Annotated in this window: 16 protein-coding genes and 1 pseudogene; 7 read left to right on the top strand and 10 right to left on the bottom strand. The window is 68.3% G+C overall.

Annotated features, from left to right (window positions below):
* Together AC2VOP_RS13755 and pncA are read right to left on the bottom strand one after the other, a co-directional pair.
* Window positions 1–74, bottom strand: a 74-nt coding sequence (locus tag AC2VOP_RS13755) for a helix-turn-helix domain-containing protein (protein ID WP_486961485.1), incomplete at its 3' end; no start/stop codon positions are given.
* A gap of 30 nt (window positions 75–104) precedes the next feature.
* The gene (gene pncA, locus AC2VOP_RS13750; protein WP_486961483.1) at window positions 105–665 is read right to left on the bottom strand and encodes a pyrazinamidase PncA; all 561 of its coding nucleotides are present in this window, start codon (window positions 663–665) and stop codon (window positions 105–107) included.
* Window positions 666–707: 42 nt separating this feature from the next.
* Between pncA and AC2VOP_RS13745 the strand changes: the two genes are divergently transcribed.
* The 4 genes from AC2VOP_RS13745 (at window position 708) to AC2VOP_RS13730 (ending at window position 6,241) form a co-directional block, all read left to right on the top strand.
* A complete protein-coding gene (locus AC2VOP_RS13745) occupies window positions 708–1,196 on the top strand; it encodes an RDD family protein (RefSeq protein WP_486961482.1) in 489 nt (162 codons plus the stop codon).
* A gap of 129 nt (window positions 1,197–1,325) precedes the next feature.
* Window positions 1,326–2,006 carry a hypothetical protein gene (locus AC2VOP_RS13740; protein ID WP_486961481.1) on the top strand — a complete coding sequence of 227 codons (681 nt, stop codon included), beginning with the start codon at window positions 1,326–1,328 and terminating at the stop codon, window positions 2,004–2,006.
* A gap of 341 nt (window positions 2,007–2,347) precedes the next feature.
* On the top strand, window positions 2,348–5,530 hold the full coding sequence (locus AC2VOP_RS13735; protein ID WP_486961480.1) for a PGRS repeat-containing protein: 3,183 nt from the start codon (window positions 2,348–2,350) through the stop codon (window positions 5,528–5,530).
* A gap of 330 nt (window positions 5,531–5,860) precedes the next feature.
* A complete protein-coding gene (locus AC2VOP_RS13730) occupies window positions 5,861–6,241 on the top strand; it encodes a nuclear transport factor 2 family protein (protein WP_486961479.1) in 381 nt (126 codons plus the stop codon).
* A 201-nt stretch (window positions 6,242–6,442) separates the two neighbouring features.
* Here the strand turns inward: AC2VOP_RS13730 and AC2VOP_RS13725 are convergent, their stop codons facing one another.
* Entirely contained in the window at window positions 6,443–6,658 is a 216-nt protein-coding gene (locus tag AC2VOP_RS13725) for an ATP-binding protein (protein WP_486961478.1), read from the bottom strand.
* 62 nt (window positions 6,659–6,720) lie between these two features.
* Window positions 6,721–7,146: a hypothetical protein gene (locus AC2VOP_RS13720; protein WP_486961477.1), complete on the bottom strand. Its 426-nt coding sequence runs from the start codon at window positions 7,144–7,146 to the stop codon at window positions 6,721–6,723.
* A 261-nt stretch (window positions 7,147–7,407) separates the two neighbouring features.
* On the opposite strand from AC2VOP_RS13720, the gene AC2VOP_RS13715 reads away from it, so the two are divergent.
* Both AC2VOP_RS13715 and AC2VOP_RS13710 read left to right on the top strand, forming a co-directional pair.
* Window positions 7,408–7,845, top strand: a complete 438-nt coding sequence (locus AC2VOP_RS13715; RefSeq protein ID WP_486961476.1) for a universal stress protein — start codon at window positions 7,408–7,410, stop codon at window positions 7,843–7,845.
* Between the two features lie 254 nt (window positions 7,846–8,099).
* Window positions 8,100–8,438, top strand: coding sequence for an RNA polymerase-binding protein RbpA (locus AC2VOP_RS13710; protein WP_486961475.1), 339 nt, complete (start codon window positions 8,100–8,102; stop codon window positions 8,436–8,438).
* Window positions 8,439–8,440: 2 nt separating this feature from the next.
* Here AC2VOP_RS13710 and AC2VOP_RS13705 read toward each other — a convergent pair whose 3' ends face one another.
* From AC2VOP_RS13705 to AC2VOP_RS13695, 3 genes and pseudogenes are all read right to left on the bottom strand, one after another.
* A complete protein-coding gene (locus AC2VOP_RS13705; RefSeq protein WP_486961474.1) occupies window positions 8,441–9,208 on the bottom strand; it encodes a polyprenol monophosphomannose synthase in 768 nt (255 codons plus the stop codon).
* Window positions 9,205–10,995, bottom strand: a complete 1,791-nt coding sequence (gene lnt, locus AC2VOP_RS13700) for an apolipoprotein N-acyltransferase (protein ID WP_486961473.1) — start codon at window positions 10,993–10,995, stop codon at window positions 9,205–9,207. Before lnt ends, AC2VOP_RS13705 begins: the two co-directional genes overlap by 4 nt.
* 34 nt (window positions 10,996–11,029) lie before the next feature.
* A pseudogene (locus AC2VOP_RS13695) lies at window positions 11,030–11,137 on the bottom strand (hypothetical protein); the annotation flags it as partial.
* Window positions 11,138–11,229: 92 nt separating this feature from the next.
* On the opposite strand from AC2VOP_RS13695, the gene AC2VOP_RS13690 reads away from it, so the two are divergent.
* Window positions 11,230–11,931 (top strand): dienelactone hydrolase family protein, encoded by a 702-nt coding sequence (locus AC2VOP_RS13690; protein WP_486961472.1) that lies wholly within the window; start codon window positions 11,230–11,232, stop codon window positions 11,929–11,931.
* A 17-nt stretch (window positions 11,932–11,948) separates the two neighbouring features.
* Here the strand turns inward: AC2VOP_RS13690 and AC2VOP_RS13685 are convergent, their stop codons facing one another.
* The 3 genes from AC2VOP_RS13685 to AC2VOP_RS13675 all read right to left on the bottom strand — a co-directional run.
* The gene (locus AC2VOP_RS13685; protein ID WP_486961471.1) at window positions 11,949–12,713 is read right to left on the bottom strand and encodes a hypothetical protein; all 765 of its coding nucleotides are present in this window, start codon (window positions 12,711–12,713) and stop codon (window positions 11,949–11,951) included.
* Between the two features lie 251 nt (window positions 12,714–12,964).
* Complete coding sequence (locus AC2VOP_RS13680; protein WP_486961484.1) at window positions 12,965–15,577, bottom strand: helix-turn-helix transcriptional regulator; 2,613 nt, start codon at window positions 15,575–15,577, stop codon at window positions 12,965–12,967.
* Between the two features lie 94 nt (window positions 15,578–15,671).
* A partial coding sequence (locus AC2VOP_RS13675) for an MMPL family transporter (protein WP_486961470.1) occupies window positions 15,672–17,239 on the bottom strand: 1,568 nt, incomplete at its 5' end.

The raw sequence follows: 17,239 nt of genomic DNA, 5'->3' as shown, positions 1-17,239 counted from the left end.
TCGATCCACCGGCGAACGGTGTCGTCGCTGACGCCGAGCAGCTCGGCGGCTTGCGCGATCCGAAAACTTGGCACGGCCCGAGCTTAAGCGCAGTACGGCGGCGATCAGGCGGCTTCGACCACCGCGATACCGGCGGCGCGCATCGCCGCCAGGGCAGCAGCGGTCGACTCCGCGGCCACCCCGGCCGTCAGGCTCGACAGCACCCGGGCGGTGAAACCGGCGCGTACGGCGTCCTCGGCGGTCTGGCGCACGCAGTAGTCGGTGGCGATACCGACCACGTCGACCGCGTCGACGCCGCGCTGGCGCAGCCAGTCGGCCAGCGGGGTGCCGGTGTCGTCGACGCCCTCGAAGCCGCTGTAGGCCGCGCTATAGGCACCTTTGCGAAAGACGGCTTCGATGCGGCCGGCATCCAGGTCGGGGTGGAGATCCGCGCCGGAGCTTCCGGCGACGCAGTGCGGCGGCCAAGACGTCACGAAATCCGGTTCGTCGGAGAAATGCCCACCCGGGTCGACGTGAAAGTCCTGGGTCGCCACGACATGGCTATAACCGTCCGTGGTGTTCAGGTAGCGGGTGATCGCCCGGGCAACTTCGGCGCCACCCGTCACGGCCACCGCCCCGCCCTCGCAGAAGTCGTTCTGCACGTCGACGATGATCAACGCCCGCACACCGACCACACTATGCCGGAGTGTGCCGGTACATTGGCGCACATGTCGACCGGCGACTTCGACGCCAACGTATCCGGCTACGGTCAACCAGGCCCGCCCATCCCGGGGCAGCGGCCCGGCGGGCTGGGCCGGCGTTTCCTGGCCCGACTGGTCGACGGCATCTTGGTCAACATCGTGGCGTTCGTGCTGACGCTGTTCGTCCTCGACTACGACTACTGGTTTCTGGTGACCGGCCTGTTCTCCGGGGTGCTGACGTTCGGGTACTTCGTGTTGTTCGAGGTCGCCTGGGGCTCCAGCCCCGGCAAACGGCTGTTCGGGCTGGCGGTGCGCGGACCGGGCGGCGCGCCGAAACCCGACGCCAAGCAGTCGGCCATCCGCAATGCGTTCACCCTGCTGGCGGTGGTGCCCTACCTGGGCAGCCTGCTCGCGTTCGCGGCCTACATCGTGATCGCGGTGACCATCAGCGGCAGCTCGATCAAACAGGGCAAGCACGACGAACTGGCCGGCGGCACCCAGGTGGTCAGGGCCTGACGCGACCGGCCAGATAGCTCTCGGCCGGGTGTTCACGCATGAGGCGAACGTAGCGAACCCAGCGAACCCGGGCGGATGAGGCGAACGTAGCGAACCCAGCGAACCCGGGCGGCGGTTAGCCTAAGCGGCATGCGCACCACCGTGCTGACCGCTGTGTCGTTGCTGCTCGCCGGATGTGCCCATGGCACCGTCGGCCAGCCGGAGCAGGCCCAGACCACCACGTCGGAGTCGTCGCAGCCGTCCCGCCCGACGTCGGCGCCGGCACCGCTGACCGCGCCTGCTGCTGGCGCGCCCATCGCCGACGTGATCGGCTGGATCCAGGCCGGCCAGCCCGTCGACGCCGCTCGCTACCACAGCGCGACGAACGCTGGTGAAACCACTGATCTCGGCGACGACATCGCCTTCACCACCCCGGAAGGTCCAGCCGGTGCCATCACCTGCATGACCGATTCCGCCCACACCGGCGGTACGCTGGCCTGCCTGGTCGACCTCACCGATCCCCCGCCCCGTCCGGACGGGGTCTACGGGCAGTGGAAAGGCAATTGGGTCGACTTCGACGGCGCCAGTTTGCAAGTCGGGTCCGCGCACGGCGATCCGGGACCGTTTCGCTACGGCGACGGCCCGGAGTTGCCCAGCGGCGCAGCACTGTCCTTCGGCGACTTCCGCTGTCGCAGCGACCGGACCGACCTCTTCTGCGTGAACTACGCCCATCGGTCGGCGGCACGGTTGGGCCCCACCGGCATCGAACCGTTCGGCTGTCTGCATCCGGTGCCGCCGCCGGAGGGAGTCGGCGCGTTGTTCAGCTGCTGATTCGGGCCTGAGCGCCAGGTGAATGTTTGGGCCGCGATGATCTCACGGGCGCGTGGGCGCCTGCGCGCATCGCCTTTCTCATCAGCCTCTTCCCCAGCGGCGGCTGCGCGACCACTGGCCGGCGTCTAATCCGGGCGTCGCCGAAGACGTATCACGACCCGCTACCCAGGTTTTCTGCCCCCGCTTGTGACTGCTGGTGCTGGTGCGGCAGTTGAGCCGAAGGCGAGTATACGACTACGGAAATTAGAGTGGTCTAATACGCTATGCGCCTTTTCGATGGCTGAATAGCCTGATGCTCGGAACAGTGCCTGACGGTCAGGCCGTTGTCATGGAGGTGTGTGATGGCTGGTAAGAACCGCAGCGAGCGGCGGCGTGGCTCATACAACGCAACGATGCGTGGTGGTTATCGGCTGGCCGGTGCGAGCGCGGCCGCGGGTGCGTTCGTGGCATTGGGGATGAGTCCGTTGGCCAGCATGCCGGTGGCGCAGGCCGACGATTTCGGTATCGGGGATGCGATCGCCAACCTGTTGGATTCGGTGGCCGGTGGAGTCTCGGGGTTGCCGTTGGACGCTGCGCCCGATCTGGCTGCGAATGGGCTCGGTGGCGTGTTGGACGCTGCGCCCGATCTGGCTGTTGCCGATGTGCTGAGCGGCGGGTTTGATGCTAGCGCCGTTGCGGCCGCTGCGGCGGCGGAGGCGCCGTCGGTTGCTGGGCTGGACACGATTTTCGGGCCGATTGACGAGTTCTTCACCCAGGTGATCTACTTGCCGATTCATTCCTTGGGTGAGGCCTTGATCCCGCTTTTCGCTCCGGTCAACTCGTTGTTTGCGTTCGGTGACTCCTGTGGGCTGGTCTGCAATGGTGTCGATGGCACGATGCTGGAGCCCGATGGTGGTGCTGGGGGGTTGTTGTTCGGTGACGGTGGCGCCGGTTACGGCGTCCAGATGGATGACTACAGCGGCGGCGCCGCCGGTGACGGCGGGGCGGCCGGATTCATTGGCAACGGTGGTGTCGGTGGTGAGGGTGCTGATGCCACCGCTGCCGGGGCCGACGGCGGCGCCGGCGGTGACGGCGGCGCCGGCGGGTGGTTCATGGGCAACGGCGGGGCCGGTGGTTTCGGTGGTGACGGCGCAAACGGCGCGGCCGGCGACAACGGCGATCTCGGTTTGACCGGGTTGAGCAACCCCAACGGCAACGGGTTCGACGGCACCAAGGGCGGTGACGGTCAAGCCGGGCAGGTCGGTGGGGACGGCGGTGACGCCGGCACCGGCGGTAAGGCCGGGTTCTTGCTGGGCAACGCCGGTACCGGCGGCAATGGTGGCGCCGGCGGTGATGGCGGTGCCGGCGGCACCGGCGGCGACGGCGGTGCTGGTGGTGCCGGCGGTGATGTCGAGGCCGTGGTGCCTGCTGAAGCCCAGGCCCAGCTGGTCCAGCAGATCGGTTCCGGCTTCAAGGGTGGTGCCGGTGGTGATGGCGGCGACGGCGGCACCGGCGCCGACGGCGGCGCCGGCGGCGACGCCGGTGCAGGCGGTGCGGGCGGGTTCTTTGGCCTGCACTTTGCCGGCAAGGACGGTGTCGCCGGCGCCGGTGGTGACGGTGGTGACAGCGGTGCCGGCGGTGACGGCGGCGTCGGCGGTGCCGGCGGCGACGGGACCAACCTGGGTGGCGAAGGTGGCGCCGGCGGTGACGGCGGTGACCCGGGTGAGACGGCCGGCCAGGGTGGCCTGGGTGGGCTCAATGTTGACGGGTCCCATGCCGCCAGCGGCATGGACGGCGGCCTGCCGTCGGGGATCAGCGGCAACGGCGGCAACGGCGGGGCCGGCGGCGATGCCACCGGCTACGACGCGGAGACCGGTGTCGGCGGCGAAGGCGGTGCCGGCGGGGCCGGCGGCGACGGCGGTCAGCTGGGCAACGGCGGCAACGGCGGCAACGGCGGCAACGGCGCCGATGGTGCCGTCGGCGAATCGGGCCAGAACGGCACCATGGAAACCATCAACGCCACCGGTGGCGGCAACGGTGCGACCGGCGGTAACGGCGGCGACGGCGGGGCCGGCGGCTTGGGCGGGTCGATACGCGGTGACGGCGGCAACGGCGGCACCGGCGGTAACGGCGGCAACGGCGGCAACGGCGGGCTCGGCGGCACCGGCTACGACGCGGCCAGCGATGTCAACGTAGCGGCGGGTGCTGATGGCGGCAACGGCGGTGACGGCGGTAACGGCGGCACCGGCGGTGAGGGCGGCACCGGCGGTGACGGCGGCGGCGTGGCCGCGGGCGGGTCGGGCAACGTCGGTGTCAACGGCGACGGCGGCAACGGCGGAAACGGCGGTAACGCCGGCATCCCCGGTGACGGCGGCGACGGCAAGGCCGGCGACGCCATGACCCCCAAGGGCGGCGACGGCGGCAACGGCGGCAACCAGGGCGACGTCGGGTCCGGCGGCGCAGGCGGCGCCGCAGGCACCGGCGGCACCGGCGGTAACGCCGGCAGCAACGGTGCTGCCGGCGCGGCGGTGACCACAGCGGCCGGCAACGGCGGTGACGGCGGGGCGGGCTATAACGCTGCCACCGGCATGGTCTTTGGCGCCGACGGCGGCGACGGCGGCGCCGGCGGCAACGGCGGTGATGTCGGCAACGGCGGCAACGGCGGTAACGGCGGCGACGGCCAGATCGGCGCGACCGGTGTCAACACACCCGACGGCCAGGCGGGCTCCGGCACCGAAGGCGCGGATGACACGCAGAACGGTGAGAGCGGCGTCGCAACCGGCGGCCCCGGCGGTCCTGGTGACAACGGCACCACGACCGGGCAGTCCGGTGGCACCGGCGGCACCGGCGGTGAGGCCACCGCCAACGGCACGCAAGGCAAAGCGACCGGCGGCACAGGCGGCGACGGCGGCGACGGCGCGACCGGCGGGGCCGGCGGCGACGGCGGCGACGGCGGCGGCGCCACGGTCAACGGCGCGTCCGGCATAGCGACCGCCGGCGACGGCGGGACCGGCGGCACCGGCGGCACCGGTGTGGTCGGCGGGACCGGCGGCAGCGGCGGCGACGGCGGAGCCGGCGGCAACGGCGGCAACCTGGCTACCAACACCGCCGGCAACGGCGGTGACGGCGGGGCCGGCGGCGACGGCGGTACCGGTGCTACGGGCGCGACCGGTGGTGACGGCGGTGACGGCGGCGTCAGCACTACGGGCAATGGTGCTAATGGCCTAGCCACCGGCGGCGACGGCGGTGACGGCGGCACCGGCGGCACCGGTGGTGACGGCGGTACCGGCGGCAACGGCGGCGACGGCGGCGCGGCCGGCACGGCCCAGGGCGGCACCGTCACCGGCACCGCCGGTGGCGGCGGGGCTGCCGGTGACGGCGGTGACGGCGGTGACGGCGGTCTCGGTGGTGCCGGCGGTGACGGCGGAGATGCGACGGCGACCGGCGATGGCAGCACCGCGATAGACGGTGTGGCCGGCGACCCCGGCGACACCGGCGGAACCGGCAATACCGGGTCAGCCGGCGACCCCGGCACCCCCGGCTGACACCCCGAGGCCCGGCAACGGCGGCGCCGGTCTCAGGGCACCGGAGGGACCGCCGGCACCGGCCGCGACGGCGGCAAGGGCCGCAGTGGCCCGGCCGGTTCCGGCGGCACCGGCGCCTCAGCTGGTGGGGAGCCCCGCGTCCCCCGACCGCGCGGGGCTCCCCCCACTCGCCGACCGGGCGCACCCTCAACTCACGGACCGAGCTCCCGCAGAAACGCACGCGGAAAATTCGAGTAGGCACCTACTCTAGCTTCTTCCGGCGGGCGGCGGGGATAGTCGCTTCATCAGCTCACACGCGCTGAGAGATGCCCGTAATAAGGAGGATTCGAAATGACCAACGTCGACACCGCCAGGTCCGCCTATCAAGCGTTCAGCACCGGGGATTTGGCCGCACTGAAGGAGATCTACACGCAGGACGCGGTCTGGTACTCCTCCGATGAAGTCCGGCCCGGCGGGGAGGTCCACGGCCGTGACGCCATCATCGACTTCATGAGCCAACTGCCCAACCACTGGACCACCGTGCGCATCGAGCCGACCGAGTACATCGACGGCGGCGACTACGTCGTCGTCCTGGGAACCCAGCGTTTCGCCAATGACAACGGCAGCGAAGAATCGCCGTTCGTCAACGTGCTGAGATTCGACCGGGACGGCAGGGTGGTCCGCGGCGAATTCCACACCGACAGCGCGAAAATAGCCAAACTGCAGGCCTGATCTGCCCCGGCGCGTCGTAGCAGCGGAGAACGGAGAACGAGCCAATTTCTGCTGCACCGCGGAGCACATCGCCGCTTGCGCCGAGCGTGAAACCATTGCGAAAAATCACCCGAAACGTCGCAACAGTTTCACGCTCGGCGCGATGGTGGCTCTGCGGGCAAGGCCACGGCGTTGGTTGCGGTGTTGCTGGCAGACTGCAAGTCAGCCTCCTCTTGTGCCCACCACAAACCGCACCGATTGTCCGTCCGCTGTCAGCCGGTCGGCAAGCACATGAGCCAGAGTCGACTTGCCCATCCCACTGTCACCGACCAACGCGACGCCCCGAAACTCCCCTTCGGGGTCAAGTGCCGCCAACGCCTGCCGCAACTCATCGTCGCGGGCCACCACCGGCCACTTAATCCTTGGCTTCGCGTCCATGCGACCGCCAGCTTTCTGAGCCGTGCTGCTGGGAACAGAATACGCGCTGGATAGTCTGACCGTTAGAGTTTTTCGGGGTCCGATTCTGCGTTGCCCGGTGGAGGTGGTGGGGTCTGGCCCGGTGGGGGTGCAGGGGCCGGTTCGGGCAGCCCCGTATCGACCTTTCCGTCCCAGCTGCCACCACACGCGCCGGCAGGCGCCAACGGCGGTACTGGTGCCCCGGTGTCGGTCACACAGTTCATCGTGACTGTAGGGCCGAGCCATCCCTGCATCATCAACAACTGATGCCAGTAGCTGCCGTCGGCGTAACGTTCGCCGTCGCAGTAGGAAATATTGCCGAACCCGCCCTTACCGCCGGGACAGTTCCCCATCATCATGTTCGGGATGTGCGGGTCGTCGAACCCCGGCGGCGGGGAAGCCTGAGCCGCCGAAACGGTAACGGCCGCCACGGCACCGGCAATGACGACCGCGTAGGCCGGTGACGTCAATTCCTTGCCCCTTCCCGACTCGACGGGATCGCTCAATCTTAGTTGAAAACAACCGCCGTCCGTAGCCGAACGGAAAAGGGAGTTGTCCATCGCTCAATCGGCGAAACGCATTCTCCGGGAGTAGTATCGACGGCATCGACGACATCGACGAGGAAAGCCGACCACGGCGACGACATGCCTCCAGACCCTGTGCTGCATTCAGCCGAGCCCGGTCGTCGACGTTGACAACGTCGTGGCGGGCACTGAACAAGGAGGTCAGCAATGTCTGAAACTCGCCAAATTATCGTCGCTGGTATCGACGGATCGGCAGCGAGCGAGCGTGCGTTGCAATGGGCAGCCAAGCAGGCCCAATACACCGGCGGTGACGTGCATGCCGTAACCGCTTGGCAACACCCATCCTCGTACGGGTATTACTTCGACTACTCCGATGACGACGCGGCCACGGATGCGCGTAAGGCGCTCGAAATAACGGTTGCCAACGCACTCGGCGAACCCCCATCGGTACCCGTGACTCCCCGTGTGGTGAAGGGACGACCAGAAAGGGTGCTTGTCGAAGCATCTCAATCAGCCGACTTGCTTGTCGTAGGCAGTCGTGGACGCGGCGAATTCGAGGGAATGCTGCTGGGCTCCGTCAGCCGATACTGTGTCCAGCACGCGTCCTGCCCCGTTCTCGTCTGCCGCGCATCAGCCGACGGATAGCGCAGCGATACGGCAGACCGTGGCCCTCGCGCCGCCCACGCCCACTGGCCGCAGCCCACGCGCCAACCCGACGGCGCCATCCGCGCACGTTAACTGAACGGCTGACGACGTTAGCCCGGGGTGACCGGGGGTAGCCGATAATTCCGGTATTATCAACGGTCGCGTCGCACGGGAACTCGACAGCGTGCTCTTGCGTTGTTGGCCACGAGAGATTGTGTGTCGAAAGGTTTCCAGGAGTTTGAAGGAGAGGATCGATGGCTGATCGTGTTTTGCGGGGCAGCCGGCTGGGCGCCGTCAGCTACGAAACGGATCGTGATCACGACCTGGCGCCGCGACAGGTTGCGCGGTACCGCACCGAGAACGGCGAGGAGTTCGACGTGCCGTTCGCCGACGATGCCGAGATCCCCGGCACCTGGATATGCCGCAACGGGATGGAGGGCACCCTCATCGAGGGTGACCAGCCCGAGCCGAAGAAGGGCAAACCGCCGCGCACGCACTGGGACATGCTCTTGGAGCGCCGTTCGGTGGACGAGCTCGATGAGCTGCTCAAGGAGCGTCTGGACCTGATCAGGTCACGCCGCCGCGGCAGTTGACGTCAACGCCGCACCCGTCGGGCACGGCTGAACCGCCCGGCCCAACCGGCCGCGCCCCAGCGCGCCACCTTGACCAAGCCTTCGATGATGTTGGATCCGCTCATCTTGGACACTCCGAACTCGCGTTCGGTGAACGTGATGGGCACTTCCACGACGGTGAACCCGCTGTTGACTGTGCGCCAGGTCAGGTCGACTTGAAACGAGTAGCCCTTGGAATCCACCGCCGCCAGGTCGATCTTCTCCAGCGCCTCGCGCCGGTAGGCACGGTAGCCGGCGGTGACGTCGTGGATGCCGATCCCGAGGCATAGTCGTGCGTAGGTATTGGCGGTCTTGGACAGCGCGCGGCGATGCCACGGCCAGTTGCGTACCGCGCCGCCGTCCACGTAGCGCGAGCCGATCGCGAGGTCAGCACCGGCGTCGACGGCGTCGAGCAGGCGATGCAGCTGCTCGGGCGCATGGCTGCCGTCGGCATCCATCTCGACCAGCACGGTGTACTGCCGGCTCAGCCCCCAGGCGAAACCGGCCAGGTAGGCGGCGCCCAAGCCCGCTTTGGCGGTCCGGTGCATCACCGACATCCGGTCGGGATGAGCCGATGCCAGCTCATCGGCGAGTTCTCCGGTGCCATCCGGGCTGTTGTCGTCGACGACCAACACCTGCGCGTCGGGCCGGGCCTGATGCAGCCGCTCCAGGATCAGCGGCAGGTTCTCCCGCTCGTTGAAGGTGGGAATGACCACCAGCGTGTGCCGGCTGGGCCGTTCAGGGGTGCTCATCGACACCGTTCCTCCTCATCGCTGAGCTCCTCCCCCGTCGCTGCGCCCTGCAGGGTCGCGGCGTGCACCGGTCGAGACCGGCGGCGCATGAACCACCCCATGAACCACCCATTGTGCAGTATCGCGGCGACGACACTCCCGACGCCTGCTGCGATCAGCAGCCATTGCAGCAGCGGACCCCACCGGGTGGCCGGAGTCAGCGTGGTTTTGAGTCGTACCTGGGTGTCCAGGTAGGCGGGTTCGAAGAACTCGGTGCGCGCCAGCTCGCGGCCGTCCGGTGCGATCGCCGCACTGATCCCGGTGGTGCCGGCGACGACGACGTATCGGTCGTGTTCCACGGCGCGCACCTTGGCGAAAGCCAGTTGTTGTTCGCTCATCATCTGATCGAAGGTGGCGTTGTTGGTGGGCACCGCCAGCAGCTGCGCCCCGCCCAGGACCGATGCTCGCGGGGCGCGGTCGAAAATCACTTCCCAGCAGGTGGCAACCCCGACGGGAACACCGGCGGCGTCCACCACCCCGCCGCCGGCACTGCCGTCGCCCGCCACGAAATAACCTGCGCGGTCGGCATACCCGGACAGATGGCGAAAGAATCCCCGCCACGGCAGGTACTCGCCGAACGGCTGTACGATCCGCTTGTCGTGGCGCTCGCCCGGCCCGGTCGCTGGATTCCACACCAGCACCGTATTCATCGAGACCGGATTGTCGACGGTCCAGCCCGGTGCGCCGCGCACCGTGCCGACCAGGATCGGTACCCCGATCGCCTGCGCGGCTGCGGCGATGTGTTGCGCCGCGTCGGCGTTGACCAGCGGATCGACGTCTGCCGAGTTCTCCGGCCAGATGACGAACTGGGGTTGCTGGACGCGCCCGGCGTACACGTCGTCAGCCAGCTGCAGGGTCTCTCGGACGTGGTAGTCGAGCACCTCTCGACGCTGTGCGTTGAACTCCAGCCCGAGGCGGGGCACATTGCCCTGCACCGCCGCCACGGCGACCACGGGTTCGTTACCGGAAGCTGAGCCTATGCCGGAGCGGCGTACTCCCGGCCAGACCACGACGGTGGCCAACAGCACCAGGCAGATGCAGACGCCCGGCAGCAGCACCGCCGGCGGCCGCCCGGCACTGTCGGCGCCGTCGGAACCAGCCGCCCGGTCGCGCTGCAGCCACAGCACAATCTCGATGCCGATCGCCGTGGCGGAAAAGCCCAGCAGCGCGACCGCCGTCGACAGCAGCGGCACCCCGCCGAGGGCGACCAGCGGCAGCAGCGGCCCTTCGGTCTGGCCGAATCCCACCACTCCCCAGGGGAACCCGCCGAAGGGGAAGGTCGACTTCGCCCACTCCTGGGCCGCCCACAGCGCCGCAAACCAGACCGGCCAGCCTTTCAGCCCGCTCACCAGCACGGCCAGCAGACCGAACGCCGCCGGGAACAGGGCGCACACCGCGGTGAGCACCAACCAGGGCAGCGCGCCGACCAACCCGCTGATCCAGGGCAGCAGCGGCAGGTAGAACGCCAACCCGCACAGGAATCCGTACCCGAAGCCGCCGACCGCAGTGGTATGCCGGTGCGTCAGCACCCAGGCGAGCAGCGCGAACGCGACCACTGCGGCCCACCACCAGTTCAGTGGCGGGAAGCTGGCGCACAGTAACAGGCCGGCGGCGACGGCGACACTGAGTCGGGCAAGCCGCTCGGACACCGCCGCGCGCAGTCCGGGCACCCGCTCGGCTGCCGCGCCGGCTATTCGTGACAGCAGCCGGCGGACCTTGGTGTCCCCGGCGCCCGCACCGCTACCCATGGCTGCGGTAGATCACGACGCCCCGGTGCACCATCTGCACCGTGGCCCACGGGTCCCGCCCAGTCACCAGGGCATCGGAACCGAACGCGAGGGGCACGCCTGCCGATGCTAACAGGGCAAACGGGTTAAGCCGGCCGGCGCGGACGGTGTGGGTGTCCCGGCTGCGGCAGTCACGAGACAAAACTAAGGGCTTTACCGGTTCCGTCGGCACGCATCCGGTAATACGTTGGTGTCGTGGCTACCATCTCCTTCGATGCGCCCGCCGGCGCCATCGATGCGCTGCTGAGCATGCCGGAGGGCAGCGGTCCGTGGCCGGGAGTCGTGGTGGTCCACGACATCATCGGGTACGCCGCGGACAAGCGGTCGATCAACGATCACATCGCCGATGCGGGGTACCTCGCCCTCACCCCGAACCTGTTCGCCCGCGGCGGGCGGGCGCGCTGCATCACCAGAGTCATGCGCGAGCTGTTGACCCAGCGCGGCCGCGCCCTGGACGACATCCTGGCTGCGCGCGACTGCCTGCAGTCGATGCCGGAATGTTCCGGCACGGTCGGCATCGCGGGGTTCTGCATGGGAGGTGGATTCGCATTGGTCATGGCGCCCAAGGGTTTTGCCGCGTCCGCGCCGTTCTACGGTGTTCCGCTTCCGCGCCACCTCAGCGAGGCACTCGACGGGGCCTGCCCGATAGTGGCCAGCTTCGGTGGCCGCGACCCGGTGGGCGTCGGCGCCGCCACCCGGTTACGCGGGGTCGTCGAGGACAAGAACATCCCGCACGACATCAAGGTCTACCCGCACGCCGGGCACAGCTTCGCCAACAAGCTTCCGGGACAGCCGTTGATCCGGGTTGCCGGTTTCGGCTACAACGCGGCGGCCGCCGCCGACGCCTGGGCGCGGGTGTTCGCCTTCTTCGGTGAGCACCTGCGCGGCGAAGGCTGAGTTGCGGCCGTCGGCAGTCAAGAAGTCGGTTGCTCCGGCATCTGCGGGTGGCGGTCGGCGATGAACCAGTGGATTTTGGCTTGCCAGGATCGAGCGGCGGCGTAGGCGAACCCGATCGCACCCGGGCATGCGCACGACCAGACGGGCAGAGCGACGTCGATGCCGGCCCAAGCCGTACCCACCTGGATTACGCTGGCTGCCAACCCGAACGCCACTGCAATGAGGTACAGATCGGCAGTCGCCCTCGAACGGGGATCCTCGCGCACGATCAACAGCACCCTGCCCGCATAGCTGAGCAGGTAGACGAGCAGACCGCCCAGCAGCAACCAATAAGCATCGAGCCAACCGGTGCTGACGTGCTCCGGGAACCGATCGGGGTGATGGCCCCCGTCAGCGGCGATCAACAGCGCTACGAGCAGTGGCACGCCGACCTCCAACGGCCGCACTACCTGTCGGCGGAAGAGTCGGTCGACCAGGGATTCGCCGGCGAGGCGGACCAGCCCGTGGCGGATGATCGCCGTCGCCGCGACGATCAGGCAGAGGTGGCCGGCCAGATGTTGCATGTTCCACAGCCCGAAGATGCGGTGCAGGGGTGGCCCGAGCGCGGTCGAGATCCACGGCGACATCAGCAGTACGCCAAGGCCCTGCAGCGCGACGTTGAGGGTGGCGTCCACTTCCCAGCGAGATCGCCACGTGTCGCGGCGAATCCACAGGCTGACCAGGATGGCGGCCAATGTGACGGTGATGAGGACGAACAACATCGGATCGGACGTTTCCTTCACGTAGTGGAGCTACCTGGGCGATTCGAGGACGTGTGAGTTACGCGAGCTCGCGTTGATCAGCGTTGGTATCACCCGACCACTCCCATCCTGGACATCTACGGCGTGGCGCCAGTATCGGCGGTGGGGGTCGGGCTCGCCTAGAGTAGGCACCTACCCTAATTTCTCACCGGCGACCAAGCCGCACCACCAGCAGCCGTTGGCTGTGATACTGGAACCGCGCAAGGCTCCCCACCCACCAACCGGGCGCACCCTCAGCTCTCGGATTCAGCCGTCCCGAGCAGGTGGATTAACTGGTCGCGGCGTTCGATGCCGAGTTTGGCGAAGATGCGATACAGGTGCCCCTCCACTGTTCTCGTCGAGACGTTCAGTCGGTCGGCGATCTGCCGGTTGGATAGGCCCGACACGGCCAGCATCGCTATCTCGCGTTCGCGCTCGGTGAGCGGCAACGGCCGAGCCGCCGCGGTGACGGCCGGGGTTCGTATGTCACCCTTACCGGCCAGCCATTGCGCGCGGGTCGACGACGCCAACTCCTTGCCGCGGCGGCCGTCGCGCGCGTGTTCGGCCGCCGCCTGAGCCGCAGCGTCCGCGGCCCGGGCCAGTGCCCCGATCTCCGCAAACCGGTTGGCCGCGGTGTCCAACTGGTCACCGTCGTGGTTGGCCAGACCCCGGGCATGCACGGCGACGGCCTGCGCCAACGGCGTGTTCAATCTGGTGGCCAGTTCGGCCAGACGGGCGGCGTGCGAGCGGTCACCGAACCGCACCGCGGTGTGCAGCGCCCGCATCTCGATAGCCGACATCCCGGATCGGCGTGCGGTCTGCGCGGCCCGCACCGCATGGGCCCGAGCGTCTGACGTCTGGCCGGCCGAAGCCCGTTCCCAGGCCCGGGCTAGCTCGAGCTCGGGCAGGAACGCTGCAGCCTGCGGCCCGTAGACGTGTTCGCAACGCTGCAGTGCGACCGCCGCGGCCGCGGCGTTTCCCCGCGCACCTTCGGCCTGCGCCGACCAGGCCGTGACCAGGATCGGCCACGGCGATGGAGCGCTACGCGACAATACTGGCGCCGCGTCGCGAAACGCCGCACAGGCGGACGCCACGTCGCCGCGGGCAACGCGCACGAGGCCGGACAGCACACCGACCATGGCATCGGCTTCGGGTACGCCCGCGGCCATTGCGGCATAGCGTTCGACCACCCGGTCGGCTTCCGGGTAATCACCGGCCACCATGAGCGCCATGACCTCGGCGACACCGATGCCGAACCGGATCGGGCCCGATTCACTGAGCGCAGCCGCCCGCAATCCCGCCTCGGCGAAACGCCGAACATCGTCGAACCGCCCGGCGTTGGCCGATGCCAGCGCCATCGGCACCGCCGCCCACACCGTCGCCAGCGGGAATACATCCGCTGCGCACAACGCCGGCCCTGCCTGCAGTGCCGTTGTCAGATCGCCGGAGAAGAACGCGAACGCCACCTCCATGGCCTTGACCAGCGCGGCGCCCGCCGCGGAATCGGCACGATCCTTCACCGCGGCCAGGACCTGGCGGGCCGACTCCACGTCACCGCGACCCCAGAACAGGTTCGCCGCCCGCAAACAGCCCCACCGCACGGTCAACATCCCGTCGGCGTCACCGGGGTCGACGTCGGCGAGCACCGCCTCGGCATCATCACCGCGTCCCTGCCAACTCAGCGCTTCGGCGAGCACGAGTGCGGCCGGCAGACCACCACCGCGATCGAATGCGAACCGGGCCAGCTCCTCACCGTAAGCAAGGTTCGACATGCTCACCGCAGCGGCCGCCGCGGCGATGATCTGATCGAGGTCGGGTTCCATGTCGCTGCGCATCATGAACTGAGCCAGCCGGATCTGGCCGCGCACGTCGGGCAACCTCATGTGCCCCCCACCGGCCCGCAGGTGCTTCTGAAGGGCCTGTGCCAACACACCATTGACCTGGCGCGTACGCACCACCCCCGCGAGGCGGATCGCCACCTCACCGAAGACCGGATGGTTCAACTGCGCCATCATCGCCGATCCGTCGGCGAGCAACTGAATCAAACCACGACGCTCCAGGCGAGAAACCGCATCCGGATCGCAGACTTCACGCAGGATCTCCCAGTCCAACAGCTCCGCCACGGCCAAGATCTCCATTACTTCCAGCTCCTCTGGTGCAAGAGAGCGCAGCCGAAACTCAAGCAGGTCAACCAGTTCCCGGTCCGCATGCAGCGGGCCTCGCAGCTGCCAGCCGTCTTCGGTGTGCACCAGCACACCGTTCTCCCGGCCCGACCTCAACAGCCCGCGCAGCAACAGCGGGCTCCCCCCGCAGCGGCTGTGCAACCGGCCGATCAGCCCCGATCCGACGGTGTCGTCGAGCACCCGGCGGACGAGTTCTGCGGTCTGCTCGCGGGTGAACTCGTCGACGTGCACATTCAGTAACAGCCGTTCTTTCAGCAGCGCCGTCACCGCGTCGAGCACCGGCTCACCCGAGCGGATCGCCACGACCAACCGGGCAGTACCATCGGCGGCAAGTTGGCTTACCAGCGTGGCCGACAACGGATCGAGCAACTGGGCGTCGTCGACGACGAGCACCAGATTCTCTTCGGTCTCCAGCATTCGATGGGCGGCGGCCAGCATCGCGGCCGGCTCGTGTGCCGCCTCGACGGTGACCGACCGCGAGAACGCCCCCAAAGGCACGTCACGCCCGGTTTCGGTGCCCACCACAAACCGCACCGTCTGCCCGCCCGCCTCCAGCGAGTCGGCAAGCGCGCGCGCCAGAGTCGACTTGCCGATCCCGCTGTCACCGACCAACGCGACCCCCCGAAACTCCCCTTCGGGGTCGAGTGCCGCCAACGCCTGCCGCAACTCATCGTCGCGGGCCACCACCGGCCACCCGGCCTTCGCGTTCACCGGATCGCGAGCCTTCTGCGCCACATGCTGTTGTCAGACTACGCCCGGGCCTCCCCGCGGTAAGCCGCTATTCGCTGGAGTCCAACAACTCACGAACCGCGCGGCGCGAGCCGTACGGCCGCAGCATCTCGCTGGCCGGGCGGGGGCGCACGTGCTGCGGCCACCAGAACCAGCGCCCGAGCAGGGCGGCGATCGACGGCGTCATGAACGAACGCACAATCAGCGTGTCGAACAACAGCCCGAGCCCGATGGTGGTCCCGATCTGGCCGAGGATCCGCAGGTCGCTGACGATGAACGCCGACATGGTGGCGGCGAACACCAGCCCGGCGGCGGTGACCACCGAGCCGGACCCGGCCATCGCCCGGATGATGCCGGTGTTCAGCCCGGCACCAACCTCCTCTCTGAACCGGGAGATCAGCAGCAGGTTGTAGTCCGACCCGACAGCGAGGAGCAGGATGACGGCCAGTGCCAGCACGATCCAGTACAGCTGGATGCCGAAGATATCCTGCCAGGCCAGCACCGACAACCCGAACGACGTGCCCAGCGACAGGCCCACCGTGCCGACGATCACGATCGCCGCCACCAGGCTGCGGGTGATCACCATCATGATGATCAGGATCAGGCTCAGCGCGGCGATCCCGACGATCAGCAGGTCGTATCTGGCCATGTCTTGAATGTCTTTGTAGGTGGCCGCGGTGCCGGCCAGGTAGAACTTGGCGCCGTCGGAGGGGGTGCCCTTCACCGCCTCGTGTGCTGCCTGCATGATCGGGGCGATATGCGAGATGCCCTCGGGCGTCGCGGGATCGCCTTCGTGGGTGATGATCATCCGTGCGGCGTGGCCGTCGGGCGACAGGAAAAGCTTCAGGCCCCTGATGAAGTCGGGGTTGTCGAACGCTTCCGGGGGCAGGTAGAACGAGTCGTCGTTCTTGGCGGTATCGAAAGCCTGACCCATCGCCGCCGCATTGTCGGTCAGCGCGCGCTGCTGGGCGTTCATCCCGGAGTTGGTCGCGTAATTCGACAGCGCCAGACCGAGATTGACCATCTGACTGGCGATCTGGGGCGGCAGCAGCGACACCAGTTGCGGCTGGATCGCGTCGAGCCGGTCCATCGTCGCTGTCAGGTTCTCGAACTTCTCGCTGAGCTGGTCGATACCGTCGATCGACATCCAGGTCGACCGTATCGCCCAGCAGGCCGGGATGTCGTAACAGTGCGGCTCCCAGTAGAAGTAGTTCTTCAGCGGCGTGAAAAAGTCGACGAAATCCGAGATGTGATCCCGCACTTCGTTCATCGTGGTGATCGTGTCGTGGAAATTCTGGGTCTCATCGTGGGTCGCCGCGGCGAGCTGCTGTTGCAGGGCGTACTGGCTCTGCAGGATGTCGATCGTCTTCTTCAGTTCGCTTGCCTGCCTGAGCAAGTCGTCGGCACGCTGTTTCTGGTAGGTCAGGTTCTCGCTCTGCCCGACACCTTGCATGCTGATCTGAAACGGGATCGAGCTGTGGTCGATCGGGGTGCCGAGGGGCCGCGTCATCGCCTGCACCTTGGCGATACCGGGCAGGTGGAAGACGTTCTTGGCCACCTTGTCCAAGATGAGCATGTCGGCGGGGTTGCGCATGTCGTGATCGGTCTCGATCATCA

This window comes from Mycobacterium sp. TH-M106, from assembly GCF_057473765.1.
The sequence above is the reverse complement of the archived record's forward strand: the minus strand, read 5'-3'. Positions and strand labels throughout refer to the sequence as shown.